This is a genomic window from uncultured Lutibacter sp., assembly GCF_947495725.1.
Lineage (GTDB): Bacteria > Bacteroidota > Bacteroidia > Flavobacteriales > Flavobacteriaceae > Lutibacter.
Genome location: NZ_CANLZZ010000004.1, coordinates 451030 through 473713 on the forward strand (window position 1 = coordinate 451030; position 22684 = coordinate 473713).

Here is a 22684-nt window from a genome sequence, read left to right on the forward strand (position 1 = left end):
TAGTAATAGTTTATTCTTTTTTTATTTAATTAAATTTCACATTAATACTGTCAAAACCAACTTTACGTTTAAATTCTCCCAAAGTTTCGATATTTTCCTTTGCATCAATAATCTCAATTGATTTCACTTTCTCTATTAAGGTATTAATTAATACTTTTAATATTTGACGAGCATGAGTTGCACCTAAACAGTTATGCGTTCCAAAACCAAATGCAACATGTGGATTCATTTTCCTATCTAAAACCACCTCATTTGGGTTTTCGAAAACAGTAGCATCTCTATTTGCAGAAGCCCAATTTAAAGAAATTCTAGAATCAGCTTTTATTGCGTGTTCGCAAACCTGTGTATCTTCTGTAGCAACACGCCCCATTTGCGTTAATGGTGAAAAATATCTAATTAATTCTTCTATTGCAAAATTGATTAATTCGGGTTCATTTTTTAATCTTTCTAATGATTTTGGGTGCTCAGCAAAATACGCAATAGAGTTTGTTACTGCGTTTATTACCGTGTCTCTTCCACCTGCAAAAGTTAACATCAATACTCCTTTTATTTCTTCCTTTGTTAATTTTTTACCATTAACGTCTGATGCTAACAATACAGAATAGAAATCTTGGCCTGGATTTTTTTCGCTTTCAGCAATTTTGTTATCTATATAATCATATAATATATTTGCTTTATCGGCATCTAATGCTGAATCTTTACTTCTAAATACATGAGTTCCCCAAGAAATCCAAGTTTCTGATTCCTCGAACGGAACATTAAATAACAATGTAAGTGCCCTAGACTGTAAAACCAATGAAAACTCTTCAATCGCTTCTACTGAACTCTTAGCTAAAGCTTCATCCACAACTCCATCAATAATACATTTTAAACCTGCCTCATAATTTGCTTCTAACGGACGTTTAAACCATTTTTCAACAACTGCTCTATAATCACCATGCATTGGTGGGTCTAATTCAAAAGGAATTTGACGAATATCTCTAATATTAACTTCTGAAGGAATTACAATACGTCCTGGTTCAGCTCCCGATTGAAAGGTTTTCCAATTATGTGCACACCTACGAACATCTTTATGACGCAATGCCATAACAACAGGATCATTTTGATCGTCCATTTCACCAAAACCTTTTTCTAGTCTTGCTTTTTCAAACGGATCTGAAATTTCACTTTTCTTCATACTATTTCTTCTTTATTTGGTATACTAAATTTATCTTTTCAAAAATGAAGATTCTAAGTATAAAAATGATAAACTTTATTAGCTATAAAAGTGCCTATTTTGACTGAATTACCAAAATAACGATGATTTTAAGTCAAAATAGGTATTAAAGACTAATTCGTCTTTAATGTTTTACGTACATTTTTTTAGCCCGATAAACGCACGTATTATTTTTACAAGTATCACAAATGTAACCAAGGTATTTTACGTTTTTTCCAATACCTACAATTCCACTTACAGATTTTACTGGACTCATTAATGAAGTTTCACTTAAACTAACATTGCAGAAGCCTTTTGGAAAGAATGAAAATAGGTTTTGTTGATCTTTAACCAACCAATCGCAATATCCTGGACTGTATCTATTTGTTAGTGATAAGTTGTTTAAACTTACCATTGTTTTTAATTTTTCATAAATAAGATCCATTGCACCTTCAACCAATAATGAGCCTGTTGAATCTACTACATAACTCATTACAATATCTCCTTCAGCATTAAACTTTTTACTCAATTTTTCGACTTCATAGCCTGCAGTGCACGTAAACAAAGCTGCAAATTCAGCATTTCTTAAAAATGAAGTAATCATTCTTCCTGTTTCAAATGTTTTATCTTCAACTTTAATAAACCCTTCTTTAGCTGAAAAATCTGTTACAGGTTTTAGGGTAAATCCACCTTCAATATTTTTATTATTTGAAAGTAATTCTATAGCAGCATCAATCATACTATTAAATGGTTCTTCAGGAACTGGTCCTAAACCCATAAACGATGAAATTTCTTCTTTTTCAAGTTCAATTTCTGAAAAATCTATCTTATATGTATATGTGCCTTTCACTATATTTATTTTGTTTTTTGAAATAACCCTCGTAACGTTCTTAAACTCATTTGCTCACCAAAGGCTATTATTTCACAACTTCCGGTATAATTTTCTAATGGAATTATTTCGTAATTATTATAGGTTAAATGAAACAATTTAAACTCGTTAACTCCTACCCTAACAAAACCTTTTGCTCGGATACTTATGCTACTTAATTCTTTTAAAAATACGTTTAATTTTTCTTCTGAAATAATATCAGTTGTTCTATACACAGCTGTTTTTATTTCTTCAGGTCGCGTATCTTCGGAAGTTATGTTTGGTATTTCGTTTACCTGATTTAACTCCGTTGATTTTACATTGCAAAATTGATGTTGTTCAATTACTGCAAACGGATTTATGTCTTTTACTTTTTCAATAACCTTTTCAATTTGGTTTTTATCAACCAAATCTGCTTTATTCAAAATAATTTTATCAGCCACTCTAACTTGATGTTTTGCTCTTTGTACAAAAGCAGCACTTTTATTAAAGTTTAAAGCATCAACTACACACCAAGCCCCAGCATAACGGACCTTATTGCTTATCTCGTCTTTATTTAATAATTCACAAATTGAAATTGGATCTGAAATTCCAGATGCTTCTAAATAAATTATTTCTGGATTGTATTGTTCAATTAAGGTTGAAATGTTTTCAATAAAATTACTTAACAAGCAAACACAAAAAACCGAGCCGTTATTTATTTCTACAAGTTTAAAATTATCTTCAGAAAGTTTTAATTCTTTACCATCTACACCACTTGGCGCAAACTCGTTTTGTATAACTGCAATTCTTTTTCCTTTATGTAAAGAAAGTAGATTTTTAAGCAGCGTTGTTTTTCCGCTGCCTAAAAATCCACTAATAAGAATTAAGTCTGTTATCATTTTTTATTGATTATCAGTATAATGAGATTCTTCTCTATTGTTCAGAATGACAAACGTGAGATTACTACTCATTATTCGCAATAACTTTTATTTAATTAACAACAACTTTAGTATCTAAATGCTTTTGAATACATTTTACCAATTCAGTTTTTGGAGGAATAATTGAAATAAATTCAATTTCTCCATCAATACAAATAGTTGGTAGGTTTCTAACACCTAAACTCATCATCATTTGAATACCTTCTTGGTTTTTAATTTTATGCTCTACATATTCAATATTATCAGCTCCAATTTCTTCAACAGCCAATTCAACTGCTTGCATCATATATTGGCAAGGTGCACAACCTTCAGAATCTAAAGTAATTACATCTATTTTTACTTTATCGTTTGTAAAGTAATTTTCTAAATCTAACAACTCTACATCTTTTGCTGTTTGCCCTTTTGTTCTTAACACATCTTGCTGATATTCATCGTGAACAATTTCTGCAATAGCTTCTAAATTTTCAGGAGGAGTTGCCATTGGTAAATCGCAACCAGGAGCTAAAATAAATCCTTTTTTACCACCAATATCCATACATTCTATTGCTTCGAACTTACAATCTTCTGGAGTACCAATTAGTAAAACAGAAGTCAGCTTCATATTTCCACCAAAACTGATTTCGTATTTATCACATTGTTCTTTTAAGAAATCTAAAGGAATATTTTCATCAATCGAAATATTGTCTGGTTCACATTTACACATCTCTTCAATGTTTTGTGTAGCATTTCCGCATACAAAGAAAGAACTCAAAGCTCCACATTCTCTAATATGACTGAAAACTTCTTTACAATACGGAGAAACAAACATTTCAAAAGACATTGGATCTATTTGACTAACCATTGGATCAACCACTGCAACTACATCACAACCAGCTTCAATATAATAATCAGACATTGCTTTACCAACTTTGGTGCAATAATCCATTACTTTACCTACGTACTCTGGGTCTTCAAATAATTTCATAAAAATATCTGTACCCATTAAATGCAATGCCAATGTAAACGGTCCAGTAATTAATCCGTATAAAGCAATATCTGGATGCGCTTCTTTTATTTTTGAAGTAGCATTCATTACAGTTGCAATTCTACCTTTACAACGACAAGGAACTTTTAAATCTTCCAGTTTTAAACTTCCATCTGCTAACGGATGAGAAACTACAGCCGGCGGATTATCTTCTGACCATTTTAATTCACAACCCAACACTTCAGCTTCAATTTGAAGGTCAAACGTTACCGGAATACCATCTGGGTTGTATTTTTTTATTGCTTCCTCCGCACCATCAATAATATGTTGTTCAGATTTAAAATAAGTGGTAGCATTTAAGCCTAACAAATGTCCTGCGTGCGCACCAACAAATGGTACCCAAGGCACACGTTCCACTTCCTGACGTTTCATAGCTGCTTTTACTAGTTCTAAACCTTTCATTATGCTGAGATTTTAAGTTTATTCATAAATTCAACAACACCTTGTGGGTCTGCTGAAAAATTATCTGCTCCAATTTGGTCGCAGAATTCTTGTGTAATAGGTGCTCCACCAATAGTTACTTTTTGGTTTGGATGCACTGCTTTTATTTCTTTTACAATGTTTTCCATACTAGCCATTGTTGTAGTTAACAATGAAGAAAGACCGATAATTGCATCAGGGAAATCATTAATTGTATCAATGAATTTTTTTGCAGGAACATCAGTTCCTAAATCAATTACTTCGTAACCGTTTCCTTCAACAATCATAGAAACTAGATTTTTACCAATATCGTGTAAATCACCAGCGACTGTACCAATAATAAATACTCCTTTTTTATCTGTATTTCCTTCAGCAAACAATGGTTTTAAATGTTCCATTGCAGTATTCATTGCTTTTGCAGACATTAAAACTTGAGGAACAAATACTTTGTTTTCTCTAAATTTAACACCTACTTTTTCCATACCAAGTATTAAGCCTTTTTCCAATACTTCACGTGCACTTGCACCTTGTTCTAAGGCTTGTACTGTTAATTCATCAGCACCATCTTGATCTTTCATATTTGGTGGGTAAGGTGAAACTTTGTTAATTTTACCAAACTCTACACAATCCGATATTTTGTTAAATAAATCTTCCATTACGCTAGTTCTTCTTTTTTAAGTTGTGCTTTTGCAACTTCAATAAATGTTAATATGTTTTCTAATGTAGTATCGCTTTCAACTGAATGAGAAGGAGAGAAAATATAACCTCCTTTTTTACCCATTTCTATAAGCTTTTCAGATTCTTCTCTAACTTCTTCAGGGGTTCCAAACGGCAATGTTTTTTGCATTGATAAACCTCCGTGGAAACAAAGTTTCCCTAAATAATTATTATGAATTTCGTGAACATCCATTACTTCTGGTTGAAAAGGATTGAAACAGTTTAAACCTGCATCAATTAAAGACGGAAATAACTCATCCACATCTCCACAAGAGTGAATCATTACCTTTTTACCTGCATCTTTAACACGTTTATACATTCGTTTAATTTGTGGATACATAAACTCGTGCCATAAATCGGCTCCCATAATTAAACCATGTTGTTGTCCCCAGTCATCTCCAAAATATACGGCATCAATATCGTATTCTAACGCTTTGTCAATTTGAGCAATGTTGTAATCTGCAATTTTTTCGAATAAAGCGTGTACAAAGTCAGGGTACATATAAAAGTCCATCAATAAGTTTTCCATACCTCTCATTGACCATGCTCTTTCATATAAAGAAAATCCTATTTGAAACACTCTAAATAAATCTGGTTTTTTCTCAATTTCAGATTCTATATTATCAAAAAATCTAGGATCGTGTGGATTAGGAAATTCTAAACCTTCAATTGAAGGTTCTTTAATAATATCCTCAATTGGCATTCCTATATCCTTATCAACTGATCGATCCCAAACTACACCAAACACATCTTTAAAATGGTCTTTTTCGACCTCATCAAAAAAACCAATATCGCTACCTAAGTTTAAAATATGGTTTCCAAGAGTTATATCTAAATCATCCGATTTAAAGTGTTCTTCTAACATTTCTTTTGGTTCTTTTGTAAATTTAAAGGACCAAGGCACATAAGGTGGTTTCTCGTGGTTTAGCACCATTTTTATAATCTCACGTTTTGTCATTGTTTTTAGATTTTGTTTAACACAAATTTACCTCAGTATTTCTATGTAATCTACTTTGATTTTAACAATATAATACCTTATTTTGATATGATTTTTATCATATTACACCTTAATTAGATATAATTGATTATATTTAAAACTTAAACACAAAAAATTTGAAAGCACATTTTGAAAAAGTAGCCTCTTCATCCGACAGTTCGTTTAACGCATTTATCTATGAAGATAAAAATTTTGATGCTCCTTGGCATTTTCATCCAGAATATGAATTAACATATATTGTCAAAGGTGAAGGAATTCGGTATGTAGGAAACAATGTTGAAAAATTTGAAGCAGGAGATTTTGTTTTAATTGGCTCTAACTTACCACACTGCTGGAAAGATTCTGTTCAAAATAATGGTATGGTTAAATCTATTGTATTTCAATGGAGTGATGACATATTAGGCGATAATTGGATTCAAAAAAATGAATTTAGGCATATAAGGTCGTTGCTAAAAAATGCAGCAAATGGTGTTTTGTTTAACCCAACTTTTTCCAAAAACATTGAGGTAAAGTTAAAAACAATAGTTACTAAAAACCCTTTAGAGAAGTTACTGAGTTTCATTCAATTACTAGAATACTTAAGTGGACTAAAGGATTATAAAACCCTTACCTCAACTGATTTTACACCAAGCTTAAATTTAAAAGCAAACAATCGAATTGATCGAGTTTACGATTTTGTTCAAGAAAATTATGCTAAAAAGATTAAACTAAAAGAAGTTTCAGATTTAGTATCAATGGGTGATGAAGCATTTTGTAGATTTTTCAAAAAATCATTAAATAAATCATTTTTTACTTATGTAAATGAATATCGAATAAATCTTGCTTGTAAAGCTTTAATTGAAACTAATAAACAAGTAAGTCAAATTGCTTATGATTGCGGATACGAAAGTTTACCATTTTTTTATAGACAGTTTCAAAAATTTATGGACTGCTCTCCTTTGGTTTTTAAAAAAATGTATCTGAAGGTAAAGTCTTAATTATAAAATTAATCTTTTCTTATTTAACAAACTCCATTAACCCAAACATATTTGGTTGATGTACATCTTTTTCTATAAAATTATCTACAGGAAATATGGTTGAAGTTACTCTACGTTCTCCTTCAATTTCATTTCTACCTTGTCTTAACGCTAAAAAAGCCCATTGTGTTCCGGCTTTAATTGGGTAATGTCTATCGGCACCTAAAAAAGCCTCTTTTGGAATAGCAAATTCCATTGTCCACCCTTTATCAATGTCCGAATTATCGTTTAAGGTACCATTAATTTGCACTCCTATTTTTACATCATTTGGATTATATCCTTTTACCGGAAGTCCAAGACCTTGGGTAAAATCATTTACATAAACTATATCATTTACTGCTTTTAAAACATTTACTTCAAAACAAATATGCGCATTTGAACTGTTTGGAGCTGGAGTTAAAAAAATCTCTGCACAGTCATCATAAAACGGCATCCCATCTCTCTTAGTTTCTCTTGCTGTTATATATTTATCTTCGCATTCAAAAAACAAGTATAAATTTTCATCGTCCCACAACATTCTAAAAGTTGTTTTTTGAGTATCATCAGGTTTTTCAGCTTTGTATGTATAATCAAAAGTACGTACCTCACTTTTTGTCCAATCAGTTTCATCCATTTTACCATCAGCTACTATGGCTCTATCAGTCTTCTTCACTTTAAAAAGTGGACGATCATCTAATGATAGTTTATATTCTTTTTTACAAGATATATACGAAACTAATACACAAAAAATTAACGCAATTTTGTAAAATTTAAAAACCAGATTTTTTGAATTCATAAATTATTGATTCTAATAAGGAACAAATTAACCTATTTTATTTGTTTTTCACTAATTTATATACTTCAGATCCTGCTGCCAAAAAAGCTCCTGTTCCATATACTTCAGTTTTATCTGCCCAAGCTTTTCCGGGAGCTGCTCCTATTGGTTGTACATAACCAAGCATTCCGTCCTTTGTTATATGGGAAACCAAAGAGTTCCACGCTTTTTCTATATGAGGTTGAAATTTTTCTTTATTTAATAAACCATTGTTAATGCCCCAGGCTAAACCGAAAGTAAAAAATGAAGTTCCACTAGTTTCTGGAGTAGGGTATTTATCTTGCCCTAACAAACTCATTGCCCAATGTCCTTCTAAAGTTTGAATTTCAATTAACTTATTTGCCATTTTAAGGTAAATATCCTTAAAGTATTCATACTCTTTTGAACCAGGTTCATATTCATCCATAATTAATGTTAAACCTCCAAAAACCCAACCGTTTCCTCGAGCCCAAAATATTTTTTTCCCATCATCTAATTTTCCAATATAACTATTGTCTCTATAAAATAGATTTTCATCAGTATCATATAAATGTTCTCTTGTGGCTTCAAACTCTTTCATCATAAATTCAGTATACTTTTTATCGCCAGTTTCGGTTGTTAATTTTGCCAAAACAGGAGGCGCCATAAATAAGGCATCACACCAAGTCCATCGTTCTAAGTGTTTGTAATTATCCAATGTTATTGGTTGTTTGCTGGGATTTTCTAAAATAAAATCGAAACTCTCTTGTGTTGATTTTATCATTTTAGGATCCCCATATTTTCGAAACAATTCGAAATACATTTGACCAATTGTATGATCATCTGCATGGTATTTTCTATTATGTAATTTCCAGTTTTGCTCTTCTCCTATTCCCTTCAACCATTTATAATATTTTTTACCGCCTTTCATTTGAGCCAACTTTACCATACCAACATACAATGCTCCGTTTGTCCAAGCTGCAATGTGATGTGGTTTTTTTCTACCACTATATGTTTCTCTAAAATGTTCAATTTGCCAATTGGCAACTTTTTTCATTTCTTTTTTAACGGCAATAGGCTTAATTGTTTGAGATTGTGTTGAAAATGTAACTCCAAACAATACTAATAAAATTAAAAGGTGTTTATAAAACTTCATAATCAAAAATTTATTTAAACAAATATATTAAAAATACAATCGATTGTATTAATTTAAAAAAAATATTCAGAGGGAATAGTTCAATTTTTGCAAAAAAGTTTACATAGAACTTCTCTATTTCTGCAAATTGTATTTATTGACTATTGTTTTAACTAACATACTAATTGTGCTATGCTAGTTAAAAAAAAGGTGTAACTAAAAAATATTAGTTACACCTTAATTGGCTTTAGGGTTATAATTATTTATTTCTTCGGTGTAATTTTAAAAGAAAATGCATGATTTCCAACTTTTTCTTTTGGAAGTTTAATGGTTAAACCTTTATTATTTCTATTAAATTCTAAATTACCTTCACTTCCTAATAATTGAATTGATTCAATATCAGAAGTTAATAAATTGTTTCCTTCTTTGAAAGAATGAATAGTAAATTCGTTTCCTTTAGGCCAATCTAAAACTATTGCATAAAGTATGTCTCCTTTTGTAGTAAAACGAATATCCTTAGCTGTATTATCTGCGTTTTTCTGTTCGCTTAAATGCCCTTCAACAACCTCAGCATCACCTTCTCCATAAATATCAAAAGTTCTGGTTCCGTAAATAGCTTCTCCATTAACCTTTAACCATTCACCCATTTCTAATAAACGTTCTTTAACGGGTTCTGGAATTGTTCCATCGGCTCTTGGAGTAATATTTAATAAAACAGCTCCATTTTTACTAACCACATCCACTAAAAAATCAATTAATCTATTAGTTGTTTTATAATTAGGGTCATCTATATGGCACCAAGCTTTCCAATCAATTGAGTCATCTGTCAACCAAGGAAAATCTTTCTTTTCACTCATTCTGGCACGCTCCAAATCGTAAACTGCAGAACCTTCCGCAAAGTCGTAAAATTTGTAAGTGGCCACAACTTCTTTATTATTTTTTTCGGCGTGATTGTAGTAATACTCTAAGAACTCTTTTCTATGTTCTTCACTAATAACATCCATTTTGTTATCGAACCAAACTAAATCAGGATCATATTTATTAATGATTTCTTTTAATCTGTTCAACCATTCATCATTAAATTCTTTATCTCCTACGGGATAATAACTCGTATCACCATTATCAAGTTGGTGCTTACTTTTTGGCATTTTATTATCTCCTTTTTTTAATTTAGGACCATATAATCCGGCGTATTTTGGGTCTGAAGCATCAGTAGTTTCATCCCATGTTGGGTACCAACCAAATAACCAGTGACGGTGATAAGTAGCAATAAATTTCATATCACGCTTACGAATTTCTTTAGATAATTCACCCATAATATCACGTTTAGGTCCCATATCTTTAGAATCCCATTCTGTTAAATCACTATCCCACATAGCAAAACCATCTGCGTGTTCAGAAACTGGCCCAGCAAATTTTGCACCTGCTTTTTCAAATAAATCTGCCCATTCTGCTGCATCAAATTTTTCTGCTTTAAACATTGGAATAAAATCTTTGTAACCGAACTTGTCTAATGTTCCATAAGTTTTTACATGGTAATCATGAATTTCATGTGCTTCACCTTTTCTTGCTTCAGGATTATCTGCATTTACATACATCCAATGTGCATACCATTCAGTTTCATGTGCTGGCACAGAATATGGACCCCAATGACAATAAATCCCAAACTTAGCGTCTAAAAACCAATCTGGAGTTTTATGTTTTTTTAACGATTCCCAATCTGCCGAATACTTACTCTGAACTTGCTCTTCTTTTACTTCTTCTTTTTTCGCATCTCCGCAAGAAATTACCAGTAATATTAAAGCTACAACAGCTAATAAATTTGTTAAATAATTTTTAATCATAATACTTATTTTTACACAAAAATATAATACAATCCTTTATAGAACTAGAACAATTGAATTAATAACTAGCACAATTGATTTGTATATAAATCTTTTGTTTATATTTGAACTACTTCCATTCACTTAATTCAAAGGCATTTAACCATATACCTTTATTTCCTTTTCCGTTGAAATTAATAATTACCGGGTTAGTTCCATCAGCTTTAATTATAATTTCTGATATTCCAGGTAAATCCCATTGCATCTCTTTTCCTTCAGTTATTTTTGATATTATCTTGTTACCATTAATTGATGAACTTGAAGTTACCATTACTTCTTTTTCATAAGGAAGTTTATAAATTGATTGCGCTCGCATTGTTTCTTGATTTGGATCCATTAAATCTGAATTTGTTCTAGGAGCATGGTGCCAACTTTTTAGTTTGTAAATTCCTTTAGGTAAATTTTTCAATTCTAAATTCATTCCATCTTTATCTATTGAAATAACACCTTCACCAAAAGCAAAACCAAACTTTCCAATAACATTCATTTCGCCTAACCAACGTATAATTCCATTAGAAGAACCATTTTTTAATTCTGCCTTAACACCTTTAAAAATTTTGAAAGAATATTCATTTTTAGTTTCATCGTTTCCGTTCCAAGCATTCCAACCAAATTGTAATAATTGATCTGCAGCACCTAAATCAACTCTTTCTTTAGTAAAATCGTAAATAGGTTTCGCATTTTTCTGAATTTCATTTAAATTATTTGTAATAAGTGAAACAGTGGAACTGGCCGATTTTAATCCTTTTGATTTAGCAATTACCGTGACTTCACCAATAGTTTTTCCCGCTCTTATTAATGCTGGAGCAACACCATATTCAGTAAACATTGGGTTTGCATTTATAGCTGTTTTATCTCCTATTATAGTTGCATCTCCTTTTATAGAAAACTTAATTTTTTCTTTAAAATCACTAACTGTACTCCCATTTTTATCCACCACAGTTGCATAGGCCACAATTATATCATTATTATCGGCAGTAAAAGTTCTTCCTTCTGAATCAATTTTTAATTGAATTGCGTATGGCTTTCCTGGTGTGGATTTTTTGGTCTCTGCTACTTTTCCACCCTTAAAATGTGCTTTGGCAACTAGTTCACCTTTTTCATAATTAATATTTTTAAAATGAAAAGGAGCGTGTTTTAAACCAACATAACTTGTATCTTCACTTGGTTTAAGTTTATCTATTAATTTTCCATTTAATAATAATTCTACTTCTGGAGCATTACTATAAACAGTAACTTCCTCAGTTCCTTCTTTCCAATCTTCAACTATTTTAACAAAAGGCTCTTTTTTAAATTCGGTTTTGTACCAATCTAATTCAGGTCTTGGGTATCTAAAAATAGTCATCATACCACTTCTTGTTCTGTCAACTTTATCGTTTGCTCTAGCATGAGTTGGATGAAAAGTGTAATAAGCGTGTGCCGTCCAAGAAATTATTCCTGTCATTAAAGGATCTCTCATATATGGAGCAACACCCTTTGCTCCGTGTCTTCCTTCCATTGCAAACATAGGCTCTGTTCTATCCCAAATAAATGGACCATATAGCATATTTGCATTAATATCTGTTAAACCAGAAGTTTGCCAACCTGTCCAACGTGCACCTTGTGATGCTGTTAATCTGGTTGGATCTTCTTGTTTTATGGTATTATGTACTCTAGGTACGTAACCACGGTGATTTACACCAGCTCCCCACATAACAATTGAAGGATGATTTCTATGGTTTCTAACTAAAATTCTAGCAGCTTTTTCAAGATTATCCCACCAAGCACCATTTTGCGATATTGAAACCCAGGTTGGAGCTTCTTCATAAGCCAAAATACCTAATTCATCACAAGCATCAAGTAAAGCATTATCATGTGGATAATGTGCAGTTCTAACAATATTAAAGCCGTACTCTTTAAACTGCAACAGATCTTTATAATGAAGCGTATTTGGAACAGCATCTCCTATATAAGGAAATTGTTGGTGGCGATTTGCACCAATTAGTTTTATAGGTTTGTTATTTAATACAAAACCACGCACCGGATCTAGCTCAAATTTTCTTAAACCAATTTTATTTTCAACAAAATCAATTTCTTTTCCATCAATTTTCACAACGCTATTTACTCGATATAAATAAGGTGTATCAATATCCCAAAAATGCACATCATCTTCAATGCTTCCAATTTGGTTAAATTGAAATTCTTGTCCACTTTTAATTTCTGAATTATCAACTAGTTTTAAAACTACCAATCCTTCTTTATTAATTAATCGAGTAACTAATTCACAATTAACAGCTGTAGAATTTTCATTTTTTATCGAAGTTTTAATATCAATTACAGCATTTTTATTAACCACATCAATAGTTGGAGTAGTTATGTTTACACCAGAGTTTAACGTTTCCCAATTAAAAGTAACATGTACAGGATTGGTTTCAACTAAATAAACATCCCTGTACAATCCGCTGAATTTTACATAATCAAAAGGTCCCGGATCTGGAGGAATAATTTCGTTTCTTCTGTTGTCAACTAATAATGTAATTTGATTAGTTCCTTTGTTTACAAACTTTGAAATGTCGAAGTGAAACGGAGAGTATCCACCAACTGCAAACTGACCAACATGTTTTCCGTTTACCCATAGGTCTGTAACTTGGTGAGCTCCTTCAAACTCTAAAAATATTTTTTTTGAAGTATTGTTAATCTCAATATTTCTTCTGTACCAACCAACTTCTCTATGAAAAATTAATTGAGTTTTTTCATCTTGTAATCCATCCAATGTAAGTGATGTTAGCTTTAGAGTGTGTGGTACAGTAACAGATTCCCAATTAGAATCATCAACAGAAACTTCATAGTTTTTTGCATCTGGATTTCCTAAATGAAATTTCCAATTTTGATTTAAATTTAATTTTGTTCTTTCAGTATTTGGAAACCCAAAAGGTAAATTTTGACTAATTAAGTCTGGTATTAACGAAACCAAAAAAAATAATAAAATTGATTTTTGAATAATATTGCGCATATTTATTAGAATTGTTTTATAATTAAATTTCGAAGATTAAACTTACTCATCTTTACAGATATTGAATACAACATATGTTTTAAAATTTAAATGAATTGTTTATTTAAACAAAAAAGAGATGATTTCTAATGAAAACACCTCCTTTTTTCACAATTAACACGTTCTGTTTAAAAATTCTTTTTTATTGAAATTGATTTTGAAGCTCCTAAATCCAAACTTCTTTGTGAAGGTAAAGAACCACCAACATAAATGGTATATTCTCCTTCTCTAATAACTTCCTTACCTTCATCATTAAACTGATTAAAGGTTTCTTTTGTTAAATTAAATGTAATAGTTTTAGTTTCTCCTGCTTTAATAAATTCGCGATTAAACGATTTTAAATCATAAATAGGATCTTTTTCTCCTGCTAAAGGTGAAGATATATACAGTTGAATAACTTCTTCAGAATCAATTTTACCAGTATTTGTAATTTGAGCAGTTACATTAAAATTATTGTCAATTTTTAAGTTACTGTATTCAAAAGAAGTATATGATAAACCAAAGCCAAACGGATACAATGGCTCTTTACTCATATATTTATACGTTCTTCCTTTCATATTGTAATCTATATATGGAGGTAATTGATCTACAGATTTAGGGAATGTAATTGGTAATTTTCCTGAAGGCGCAACATCACCAAATAAAACATCAGCAACAGCATTTCCACCTTCTTCACCTGGATACCAAACAAACAATACGGCTTCAACTAGCTCGTGTAATTCAGGAATTGCAATTGGGCTTCCACCTGTTAACACTAATACTAATGGTTTTTTACTTTTTGCTTTAATTCTTTTAATAAAATCTATTTGGTTTTTTGGTAATTTAATACTTGTTCTATCTCCTTTGTCACCAGAAGCTAAAGCTTCACCTTCTTCACCTTCTAATAATGCTGAAATTCCCATTACGGCAATACATACATCTGCATCTCCGGCCTCACCCGTTGTCCAGTCAATAGGATTTACATTATCTCTAAAAGGTAGAACACCCGATTTGTAATTGATACTTGTACCTGGACTTACTTTACTTACAATACCATCTAAAATAGTTTGAGTACTACTCGTTAATCCGTAATAATTTCCTAATAAAACTTCTTCGTTAGAAGCATTTGGCCCAACAACATAAACAGTTTTTGTATCTTTTTTTAAAGGTAATACATTGTTTTTGTTTTTTAATAATACAATAGATTTTTGAGCAACTTCTTTTGCTAATTCTCTATGTTTTTTTGAATCTACAACTTCTGAAGTAATATTATCATATGGATTTGAACCTATTGGATCAAACATTCCTAATTTAAAACGTGTTAATAAACTTTCCTTCAATCTTTGGTCTATTAATTCAATAGTGATTAATTTTTGCTCTAAAGCACTTTTTAAAACACTATAAACATTTCCGCAGTTAATAGTTGTACCACTTTTTAATGCCAATGCAGCAGATTCTTCAGCCGTTTGTGTTACCTTATGAAATTTATGAAAATCGCCAATAGCACCACAATCTGAAACTATGTAACCATCAAACCCCCAATCTTTTCTTAAAATATCTTGTAATAAATATGGGCTACCACAACAAGGAACTCCCAAGGTTCTATTATAAGCTCCCATAACTCCTTCTACATTTGCTTCTGTTACCAAAGCTTTAAATGCAGGTAAATATGTTTCAAATAAATCTTTTTTATTAACAACAGCATCAAATTCATGTCTAAATTCTTCTGGACCAGAATGTACCGCATAATGTTTTGCGCACGCCGCAGCTTTCATATATTTTGAATCGGTTCCTTGTAAACCCTTTACAAAGTTTACACCAATTCTACTAGTAAGAAATGGATCTTCACCATAAGTTTCTTGACCACGACCCCAGCGAGGATCTCTAAATATATTTACGTTTGGCGACCAAAATGTTAAACCTGCATATCTGCTGCGATTGTCAATTTTAATTGCCTCGTTATATTTTGCTCTAGCTTCATCTGAAATTGCAGTTCCAACTCTTAAAATTAATTCCTCGTCAAAAGTAGCTCCAAATGCAATTGCTTGAGGAAAAACTGTCGCTCTACCATTTCTAGCAACACCGTGTAATGCTTCATTCCACCAATTATATTCTGGGATATCTAGACGCTCAATTGGAGGACAAATATCCAATAATTGAGATGTTTTTTCCTCTAAAGTCATTTCAGCAATTAATAAATCAACTCTTTCTTCATTTGAAAGTGAAAGATTTTGCCATTTAAATTTTGCTTGTACTTGTTCTTGTTCTTGAGTACTAGGTTGATCGTTTTTAGTAGGTTCGTTACAGCTGTAAAGTGTTACTAATGAAATTGAAGCAACAAGAATATAGCTTCTAATTAACGATAGTTTTTTTAATGCCATTTTATGATATATTTTTTAAAATAAAAGAAGGTACATTTAATGTGTAAATGTACCCCTTTTAAACAATCAATTCAAAAAAATTATTATATAGAAATACTTATTGTATACGCGAAATCACATGGTTTTTCTGAAGGCATATTTACAATTAATCCTTCATCAGTTTGTTTCCATTCTATTTTAGAATCACTTCCTAAAACACTAACGTTTTTAATATTTAAATCTTTAACGTATTTAGAGTTTTTTGCCAGTGATGTAATAACTACTTTTCCATCTTTTGGCCAATCTAAAGCAATGGCATATAATTTATTTCCTTTATGTGTAAAACGAATATCTTTTGACGAAAGATTTTCATTTCCACCTTCAGAGTGATGTCCTTTTTTAACTTCTGTTGGACCTTCACCAAAAGTTTTCCAATATTTAGTATCGTAAATTGCTTCACCGTTAATTGCTAACCAATCTCCCATTTGCAATAAAATTTCTTTTTGATCTTCTGGAATAGTTCCGTCAGATTTAGGACCTACATTTAATAATAAACATCCGTTTTTAGAAACAATATCAACCAAATCGTCAACCAATTGATTTGCTGTTTTAGATTTCCAGTTAGTTACATAACTCCAAGAGTTTTTTCCAATTGAAGTATCTGTTTGCCAAGGCAATTTTCTAATACCTGGTAATTTTCCACGTTCTAAGTCGTAAACAACAGTTCCTTCAGGAAAAGCTTCGTGAGAAAAGTTTTTATCTTGTAAAACAACTTCTTTACCCCACTCAATTCCTTTATTGTAATAGTATGCAGCTAATTGAGGTCTCATATCAGCAAAATCTGGAATGTCTAAGTAAAAATCGAACCATAAAATATCTGGTTGATAGTTATCAATAACATCTTTTGTTCTTGCCCACCAGCGTTCTTTAAATTTATCTGAAACAGGCTCTCTTAAATCTTTTCCTTTTGAAGAATATAAATCGGCATATTCAGGATCTGTAGTATCAAAATGATCTTTTTTATTGTAGAAAGACCAGTTGAACGCAAAATGAGAAGATGTTCCCATTATCATTCCTTTTTCTCTACCCGCTTTAAATAACTCTCCTAATACGTCTCTTTTTGGTCCCATATCATAGGCATTCCAACGTGTAGTATTAGATTTGTACATTGCAAAACCATCGTGATGATCGGCTACAGGAATAACATATTTAGCACCAGCTTTTTTAAATAAATCAATCCATTCATTTGCGTTAAATTTTTCTGCCTTAAACATTGGAATAAAATCTTTGTAACCAAATGTTTTTTGATCTCCCCAATTTTTCTTGTGATGTAAAAATTCTTTAGTTGGACCTTTTGATCCAGTACCTAATTGCGCATTAAAATTTGCAGTATCCATGTACATTTGTCTCGGATACCATTCCGATCCATAAGCAGGAACTGTATAAGCTCCCCAATGAATAAAAATTCCAAATTTTGTTTTATTAAACCATTCTGGATCTTTATAATGTTCTTTAATTGATTCCCAATTTGGTTCATAAGTTAGTTTTTGTTCCTTAACATCAGCTGTTTCTTTTGATGATTTTTCGCTTGTGTTACATGATACTAAAAGAAAAAGTGTAGCAAGGATACTTAATACTAGTGCTTTGGTTGGTTTCATTTGTTGGTTGATTTTCTATTTTAATAATTTCATTCTGTAAATTTCATTATAATTGAGCAATTAAAAAGAAACTATTGTTTAAAAACTAACAACAATTGAGTTATTTATGGTTTATAATAAAGCTATTCATAAATGCTTACTCACAACCATAAAAAAAGCTCGTAAAATTTACGAGCTTTATAAAAAAACTAAATTTATGTAAGTTAATTTTTAATTATTTTTCTATTCAAACCGTTGTTCGATTGTAAAAAGTATATTCCTTTCGATAGATCTGAAATATCTATAGAATCTAGAGCACTAAAACTTTTTAATTCTTGCCCTAAAACATTATGGATAGTTATGGTTTCAACATCTTTTAAATCAGAAATAAAAATCTTTCCAGTTGTAGGGTTTGGATACATTTTAATATGTCTTAATGAAATATCTTCAATAGATAAAGTTGATGATGATAATTGCAAAATATCATCAATATAATAAATGTCTCCATCGTAAGTTCCTGTGGCATTAAATTTAAAATCTAATCTACTCAAATAACCTGGTTCTGCACCAGCGGCAGTTACACCATCCGATTGAAGCAAAGCATTTGAGAAATCAAATTCAACCTCGTACCAAGTATTTAAACTTACAGTAAAAGTTTGAACTTCTGTAATGTATCGAATACTACTAAACCAAGGCTCAAGCTGAATATTAACAGAGGTTTCATTTGCTGAGAAAAATTTGAATTTATAAAAAGTCCCATTAGCAGAACCATAAGTTCCTCCTGGGTTGTTTATAGCAATCCACCTCCAACCAGGAGCTGTATCAGTCAATGTAATTTGAAACGCAGTTGCACTAGTGTTTATACCACTGGTCACTGGGTTTGAGGCATTTACTGCTGTAGCTTGAGCATCTGTACCGGCCCTTACTATAGGAGTTAACGTGGATGATTCAAAATCTTGTGAATACTGTGCATGTGTAAAATTTGTAGTCGCTAGGCAAAAAACAAATATTAATAACCTTTTTATAAGTACTAAAGAAATTTTCTGATTCATAAAAAAAATAATTGATTGGTTGACAACTGTTTACAAGAATAGATAAAATATTCAAATTTAAATAGCAACGATTAATTAAAAAAGTATAACAATAAGGTTATATCATAAATTAAAAAGCCCATTTGTAATTATACAAATGGGCTTTAAAAATCCAAACTTTAATCTACTTGTTATGGACGCTCTTCTTTTTCTATTACTTTGAAATCATCATAGTAAACAGTTAAATCAGATGCTAAACTACCGTGAATAATTCTTAAATAAAACCCTGTAATAGATGACGCATTAAACTCTCCTGTTACAGTTACCCATTCACCTTTAGGTTTATCAGCTAAATTCACCCAAGTTTGAGCCCAAGAAGGGAATCTAAATAATCCCATTGCTCTTCCTGCAGTATCAGAATCTTCTGTAATAAACATTTTCCAAGTTACCACAAACGGCTCTCCTGTTTTATTAAGAATTGGTGTAAATTCTGATGCCGGAGTACTCATTGAAGCTTCTTTTTGCCCTGGTACTAAATCTAATTTAATACTATAATCTCCTGATAATGGCATTTCATTTGAAACTTCACCTGTACCATCACTACTCCAATGTTTAGTCCAAGCACCACCGCCATCTTCTAATCCAGCCTGAGCTATATTTAGTAAGTTTACATCGTGCATAACTACTGCTACATCTGTAAATGAAACTGGTGTACGTGTGTCCGTTGATTCTATTCCACTTCCCTCTAATAATGAGATAGTTATAACATCTGGTCTGTAAATTTTATCTGTCTTAATATCTAAAATTGTTGCATCATCTGCATTAATTGACACAGAATTTACAGGGAAATCAACACCATTTACAGTAATTTTAAAGAATTCTTCTTTATTTAAAAATGGAGCAAATTCACCATTGAAAGGAATTTGAATTGTTTCATCTTCCAACTCTTTAATAGCTCCTGTTAAAACAAATGGTTTTGATGAAGGTATTACTTTGAAAGGTGCTGGAATTATATATGTTTCACCATCTCCAGGTAAATTTTGCCCAGTTCTGTTTACACTAACTCTTGCCGTAAAATGTCCAAGTTTTTTAAATATCATGTCTGCAACTTCTTCGCTACTTTGAGCAACTACATCATTAGGAGAAGAAACAGCTCCTGGCGCTAATGTTTTACGTACAGACCAGTATCTTCCTGTTGGCTCTCCAATAGTAGTTTTATCAATAAATTGAACTACATCTCCCGCTTCAACATAAATAGTATCTGTACTTGTATGATCTACAACAGCACCATACTGTCTAACTTCTATTTCAGGAACAATTGTATCATAAACCTTAACAACAAATGTTGTATCAATCACCCATAAATCACCAACTCGTTCTGCAGCCTTAGTATAATCAAACTTTGCACCTAGGGCATCGGACCACTTATTTCCTCTAAAGGTAACAGAGTCCTTAAAAACGTCATAAAGTCTCACTTTTTGAAATCCAGGATTGTTAAACAATACATGGATTGTTTCATCTTCTGTTACAGTGTCACCAGGGTAAATAATAAACTGTTCTAAAATAGAATCTCTACTATTAATTGGCCCTTCAAGAAAGTTATTTCCTTTATCAATCATCCAACTATGTTCCAAATATCCTTGAGATAAATCAGAGAATGTTAAATAGTCGAAAACATTTAATAGCAAAGTATCGCTTTGTTGTCCTAAACCTGTATAAAACCCAACATCTGAAAATGAGTTAGGCGCCTCATATTCGTCATCGTCACAACCAATAAAGACTGCTAAAAATGCAAAGGCTAATAATATTTTATTTTTCATGTTTTTCATTTTATTTTAATATATAAATTGTATTAAAAGAAATCTTTGCAAGATTATTCTTCCGTACCACCAATTATTGGATTAGTAATAACTTCACTATTTGGTAATTTCCAATATGCGTGTTCACTTTCAACATAATTTACTGCTGCTTCTTGGAACTCATTCCAATTATCCATAGCGTCAGGATCACTTGGATCTACTTCTAATACAATAGAGTTCCAACGTGTAGCAGTTGTACCATCTTCTTTTGTAACCACATAATGTTCAGATCTATATCTTCGTGCTGCAAGTTCTTGGAAACGTTGTTTTTTAATACCCCATCTTCTTAAATCAACATTTCTAGATAATCCATGACCTTCACAAGACATTTCTAATGGATATTCTTTAAATCTTAAATGGTCCATTAAACTTTGTGCATCATATGCTTTATTATCATGGTCATTTAATGGATATTCTCCTGTACCTACTAAACCTAATAATTGAAGTCCAGAACGTCTTCTTACCTTGTTAATATAAAGCATTGCTTCATCTACGTTACCCATCTCAATCATACACTCTGCATATTGTAAGTAAATTTCAGCAAGTCTAATTAAACGTTGGTTAACACCACTTCTCACTTTTCCAGGAGACAATGCGTTTTCACTTTCAAATCCTAAATCCCAATTTGTATGTTTTCTCCAGAAACAAGTCATATTCACATTAAAGTTTGCAGCTTCTCCAGTAGTTTTATACCCATAGTATTCCATATCTACATCATCTACAATAGCAACAGACCAAGATGTTCTTAAACTAAATTTTCTAAAACGTTGTGTACCATCTTCTTCTGTAATGATATTTCTAGGATCAGAATAATCCATAGGATCATTTCTGTATTCTTTAATTAACCAGTTAGCGGCAACTCCTCCCCACCATCCTTGGATTGGTGTAAGTTGTTGCTGAATTGATGTTGCTCCTGTATCTCTCCAATCCCATTCATTCAATTCATTTTTATAATCTGTAGAACGTACAATTTCTAAAATAGATTCCTCATTTAATTCATCCATTGTAGTGAAGTTACTACCAATATTTGGAGTTAATGAATATCCATAATTGTTAATTACATCTGCAAAATAAGTAGCCGCTGTAGGGAAGTCATTTTCAAATAAATAAGACTGACCTAAAACTGCAGCAGCAGCTCCAGCAGTAATTCTTCCTTTTTCTCTTCCCTCCCATGTTGCAGGTAGGTTTGCTTTGGCAAATTCTAAATCTGCACGGTAAAAATCTTTAACTTGTTGTGATGTACTTAAATCTTTATAGAATCCATCTTCACCACCAGGCACTTTATCCCAAATAATTACTTCTCCATTATTAAAAGATTCATTCAATATAAAATATGCAAATCCTCTTATAAAACGTGCTTGACCATCTATTACAACTGCTTCAGCTTCTTTGTCTGCGTTTGGCAATGTACCTTTTAAATTTGCACAAGCTTCAATAACTTGATTTGCTCTAAAAATTGTAGTATACAATTGAGACCATTTTTGAACTGGGTCTTTAGACGCTTCGTTAAATGTTTGCAAATAATACTCATTTGTATTAAATGGTCTTTGATATCCTGTTCCCCAAGCAATATCACTTCTTACAAGTTCGTTTAATAATTTATAATTATTATCACTACTAAATGATTTATAGGTAGCTACAAGCCCTGTATTTAGGTCATCTACTGTTTTCCAAAAACTATCTGTAGATAATTGGTTTGGGTTTGATTGTTCTAGAAAATCTTCTGAACAACTAACCATTACACCAACCATAAACAATACTATGGTTAGTTTGCTTATTATTTTATTCTTCATCTTAAAATATTTTTTTTGAATTTTTTTATCTATTGTTTTCATAATAA

General features: G+C 31.4%; 16 protein-coding genes. 1 reads left to right on the forward strand and 15 read right to left on the reverse strand.

Going from position 1 to position 22684, the window contains the following annotated elements; all coding sequences use genetic code 11:
* Window positions 1–25 precede the first annotated feature (25 nt).
* From Q0776_RS11585 to Q0776_RS11610, 6 genes are all read right to left on the reverse strand, one after another.
* Window positions 26–1177, reverse strand: coding sequence for a cytochrome P450 (locus tag Q0776_RS11585; RefSeq protein ID WP_298368331.1), 1152 nt, complete (start codon window positions 1175–1177; stop codon window positions 26–28).
* Between the two features lie 163 nt (window positions 1178–1340).
* Window positions 1341–2045: a vitamin B12 dependent-methionine synthase activation domain-containing protein gene (locus Q0776_RS11590; protein ID WP_298368333.1), complete on the reverse strand. Its 705-nt coding sequence runs from the start codon at window positions 2043–2045 to the stop codon at window positions 1341–1343.
* A gap of 5 nt (window positions 2046–2050) precedes the next feature.
* Window positions 2051–2944 carry a GTP-binding protein gene (locus tag Q0776_RS11595; RefSeq protein WP_298368335.1) on the reverse strand — a complete coding sequence of 298 codons (894 nt, stop codon included), beginning with the start codon at window positions 2942–2944 and terminating at the stop codon, window positions 2051–2053.
* A 91-nt stretch (window positions 2945–3035) separates the two neighbouring features.
* Window positions 3036–4409, reverse strand: a complete 1374-nt coding sequence (locus tag Q0776_RS11600) for a uroporphyrinogen decarboxylase family protein (RefSeq protein ID WP_298368338.1) — start codon at window positions 4407–4409, stop codon at window positions 3036–3038.
* Complete coding sequence (locus Q0776_RS11605; protein ID WP_298368340.1) at window positions 4409–5083, reverse strand: cobalamin-dependent protein; 675 nt, start codon at window positions 5081–5083, stop codon at window positions 4409–4411. Before Q0776_RS11605 ends, Q0776_RS11600 begins: the two co-directional genes overlap by 1 nt.
* Window positions 5083–6102 (reverse strand): uroporphyrinogen decarboxylase family protein, encoded by a 1020-nt coding sequence (locus Q0776_RS11610; RefSeq protein WP_298368343.1) that lies wholly within the window; start codon window positions 6100–6102, stop codon window positions 5083–5085. Before Q0776_RS11610 ends, Q0776_RS11605 begins: the two co-directional genes overlap by 1 nt.
* 155 nt (window positions 6103–6257) lie before the next feature.
* On the opposite strand from Q0776_RS11610, the gene Q0776_RS11615 reads away from it, so the two are divergent.
* Window positions 6258–7118 carry an AraC family transcriptional regulator gene (locus Q0776_RS11615; protein WP_298368346.1) on the forward strand — a complete coding sequence of 287 codons (861 nt, stop codon included), beginning with the start codon at window positions 6258–6260 and terminating at the stop codon, window positions 7116–7118.
* Between the two features lie 19 nt (window positions 7119–7137).
* Here the strand turns inward: Q0776_RS11615 and Q0776_RS11620 are convergent, their stop codons facing one another.
* From Q0776_RS11620 to Q0776_RS11660, 9 genes are all read right to left on the reverse strand, one after another.
* The gene (locus Q0776_RS11620; protein ID WP_298368350.1) at window positions 7138–7932 is read right to left on the reverse strand and encodes a carbohydrate-binding family 9-like protein; all 795 of its coding nucleotides are present in this window, start codon (window positions 7930–7932) and stop codon (window positions 7138–7140) included.
* Between the two features lie 37 nt (window positions 7933–7969).
* Window positions 7970–9085, reverse strand: a complete 1116-nt coding sequence (locus Q0776_RS11625; protein ID WP_298368352.1) for a glycoside hydrolase family 88 protein — start codon at window positions 9083–9085, stop codon at window positions 7970–7972.
* A gap of 242 nt (window positions 9086–9327) precedes the next feature.
* Window positions 9328–10908: an alpha-L-fucosidase gene (locus Q0776_RS11630; RefSeq protein ID WP_298368354.1), complete on the reverse strand. Its 1581-nt coding sequence runs from the start codon at window positions 10906–10908 to the stop codon at window positions 9328–9330.
* Between the two features lie 109 nt (window positions 10909–11017).
* Complete coding sequence (locus tag Q0776_RS11635; RefSeq protein WP_298368356.1) at window positions 11018–13939, reverse strand: glycoside hydrolase family 2 TIM barrel-domain containing protein; 2922 nt, start codon at window positions 13937–13939, stop codon at window positions 11018–11020.
* Between the two features lie 167 nt (window positions 13940–14106).
* Window positions 14107–16338 carry a glycoside hydrolase family 3 C-terminal domain-containing protein gene (locus tag Q0776_RS11640; RefSeq protein ID WP_298368359.1) on the reverse strand — a complete coding sequence of 744 codons (2232 nt, stop codon included), beginning with the start codon at window positions 16336–16338 and terminating at the stop codon, window positions 14107–14109.
* An 83-nt stretch (window positions 16339–16421) separates the two neighbouring features.
* Window positions 16422–17975: an alpha-L-fucosidase gene (locus tag Q0776_RS11645; RefSeq protein ID WP_298368362.1), complete on the reverse strand. Its 1554-nt coding sequence runs from the start codon at window positions 17973–17975 to the stop codon at window positions 16422–16424.
* Between the two features lie 203 nt (window positions 17976–18178).
* Window positions 18179–19006 carry a T9SS type A sorting domain-containing protein gene (locus Q0776_RS11650; protein ID WP_298368364.1) on the reverse strand — a complete coding sequence of 276 codons (828 nt, stop codon included), beginning with the start codon at window positions 19004–19006 and terminating at the stop codon, window positions 18179–18181.
* Window positions 19007–19176: 170 nt separating this feature from the next.
* On the reverse strand, window positions 19177–20805 hold the full coding sequence (locus tag Q0776_RS11655) for a hypothetical protein (protein WP_298368366.1): 1629 nt from the start codon (window positions 20803–20805) through the stop codon (window positions 19177–19179).
* Between the two features lie 53 nt (window positions 20806–20858).
* Window positions 20859–22637 carry a RagB/SusD family nutrient uptake outer membrane protein gene (locus tag Q0776_RS11660; RefSeq protein ID WP_298368369.1) on the reverse strand — a complete coding sequence of 593 codons (1779 nt, stop codon included), beginning with the start codon at window positions 22635–22637 and terminating at the stop codon, window positions 20859–20861.
* Between the last annotated feature and the right edge of the window lie 47 nt (window positions 22638–22684).